5 protein-coding genes are annotated in these 2,067 nt (G+C 27.8%); 2 read left to right on the plus strand and 3 right to left on the minus strand.

The window, feature by feature from the left end; genetic code table 11:
• Positions 1–173: 173 nt before the first annotated feature.
• Together RMO70_RS03450 and RMO70_RS03455 are read right to left on the minus strand one after the other, a co-directional pair.
• Positions 174–488, minus strand: a complete 315-nt coding sequence (locus tag RMO70_RS03450) for a hypothetical protein (RefSeq protein WP_310555027.1) — start codon at positions 486–488, stop codon at positions 174–176.
• A gap of 50 nt (positions 489–538) precedes the next feature.
• Positions 539–880: a helix-turn-helix transcriptional regulator gene (locus tag RMO70_RS03455; protein ID WP_310555028.1), complete on the minus strand. Its 342-nt coding sequence runs from the start codon at positions 878–880 to the stop codon at positions 539–541.
• Positions 881–1,079: 199 nt separating this feature from the next.
• On the opposite strand from RMO70_RS03455, the gene RMO70_RS03460 reads away from it, so the two are divergent.
• Entirely contained in the window at positions 1,080–1,343 is a 264-nt protein-coding gene (locus RMO70_RS03460; protein ID WP_310555029.1) for a hypothetical protein, read from the plus strand.
• On the opposite strand, the gene RMO70_RS03465 is transcribed toward RMO70_RS03460, so the two are convergent.
• The gene (locus RMO70_RS03465; protein WP_310555030.1) at positions 1,315–1,494 is read right to left on the minus strand and encodes a hypothetical protein; all 180 of its coding nucleotides are present in this window, start codon (positions 1,492–1,494) and stop codon (positions 1,315–1,317) included. The two genes, RMO70_RS03460 and RMO70_RS03465, sit on opposite strands and share 29 nt — an antisense overlap.
• A gap of 104 nt (positions 1,495–1,598) precedes the next feature.
• Here RMO70_RS03465 and RMO70_RS03470 point away from each other — a divergent pair, with 104 nt between their 5' ends.
• Positions 1,599–1,757, plus strand: coding sequence for a hypothetical protein (locus tag RMO70_RS03470; protein ID WP_310555031.1), 159 nt, complete (start codon positions 1,599–1,601; stop codon positions 1,755–1,757).
• Positions 1,758–2,067: the final 310 nt, after the last annotated feature.

The following is a 2,067-nucleotide window of genomic DNA, read 5'->3' on the forward strand; positions in this document are numbered from 1 at the left end:
TCTTTCAACTTTATTGTATTGATGTTTTAAAACAAAACCATTGTTTAATAAAATTTGTATTTGATTTTCTAAAATATCCATACGAATTATACTTATAAGTTATTTTTTTACCCAAACCACTCTCAACTCGCTTTACTTTTAAAATCTTCGTTATTAGGCACAATATTTATAAATTATTCCAATAAATAATCTAATAGATTTTTTGCCGTTAAAGGACATCCATTAAGTCCAAAATTTCCTTTTGGATTAGTTATTTTGAAAACATAAACTTTATATGAATTATGTTTTGCTCCTCCAATACTTGATTGGTTTAATGTTCCTTCATTTGAAAAAAAAGTTTCTATTAAATTTGCTTCTATTTTGCTATTTGCTTCAAAGCATTTCCAATGAGTAACACCTTTCATTCGATTGTGTTCTTTTTTTCTCCTTACTTCATTATTTGTTATGCCACAATACCAAAGTTTTAATCTTGGTTTTTCAGATTTCATTGTGTTTTTAATGTGTTTTATGAAGTTTTTTTTAATAGTTTCAGAATTCATTATCTATTTAGTATTTCGAGATTATTCTCCCCGAAAACTAATTTTAAAATTTGCTCTTTTTTATCGCTTTTCAACTCAATTTGAAGGATTGCTTTTATAGGTTCTTCATTATCATTTTTACCTAATTTATCAGGATAAATAATAAATTCTTTGAAGCTAATTCCAATAACCTTACAAAAATCGACTAGAGTATCCAAGTCGGTTTTTGTTTCTCCTCTTTCAAATCTTGCATATTTTGATTGCGTAATATTCATTTTTTCAGCAATAAGTTCTTGACTTAAATTGTTGTTTTCACGGATAATACGAACTTGTTTTAAAATAATTTTCTTTTGGTCGCTCATACTTTAAAAATAAACAACTGATTATGAATTGATTGTACGTTTTTTGAAATAAATATTACAAAAAACGACTTAAATTATTTTGTTAAGTCGTTTTTTGTAATATATTTGTTCTCGAAAGTGGATTAAAACCTACTTAAAAACAAACAAAAGACAACTTGCAATATAGTAAAGTTTAGTAACGCAAAACAAGTGCCAAAAAATGAAAAAAGATAAAAGATTGAATTTTGAGCAATGGGTAATACAAATTGCAAAAAATGGGCTTAAAGGAGAGTTTGAATGCGATATTTTAAAATCCTACCACAAGGATTGTGAACCTGACCCCAAAATAAAAAGCATAGTTGGACTTATGACAAACGTGAGAAAAGTTTGTTTTTATAATAGTATTTCAATTACTATGGTAAACAGGTGTTTACCACAAATAGACAAAAGCGTTCTTACTTTTCCTGCTTACTTGTTTTACTAATAAGTTTCTCTAAATTCTTGTTGAGTTTCATTAATTCTACAAGTTTTAGCAACTCTAATGATTGCGTTGGGTCTAAACCATAACCGTTGTTTACGTTAGCTCTTAACTCATTAATAATAATGTCTTTGATTGCTTTGTCTTGAATAGCCATATTTTTTAAAATTTAAAATTGAAACAGATAAAAAACAACTTGCAATATAGTAAAGTTTAGTAACGCAAAACAAGTGCCAAAAATTAACTTAAAACAAATGAATTATGTTACCAATATTAGACCCGAAGAATTTTCCTGATATAAAACCTGACCGCTTTGAGAACTGGGTTGTCGAGCGTGGTTGTGCTTATTTTATGATTCTTTCGTGTATTACAGTATTTGTTGCCTTTTTAATTTTATTAAAAATTTTATTTTCTATGTAAAAAAAATGAAATTATAGACAAAATGTTGAGGGCGATTGTTTTTAAGGTCAGTTTTTTCAAACGAGCCAGTATTTGATAACAAATAGATACAAAGATTTTCCATAATTGTTGAGAGCCAGCGGGTATAAAGGGTTAGAGTTTTGTCCCGTTGGCAATCACGAATATAAATAAAATTAGTTCTTAAAAATATTGAACCCTTATAAATGCTAGAGCATAAAAAAAGCGGTGCATTACACACCGCAATTTTCTTACTGTTTTACAAGAATGTTGTAAACCAAAACGCCAACAAATAAACCAACTAATGCTGGTG

Source organism: Flavobacterium sp. (assembly GCF_031422135.1).
GTDB lineage: Bacteria > Bacteroidota > Bacteroidia > Flavobacteriales > Flavobacteriaceae > Flavobacterium.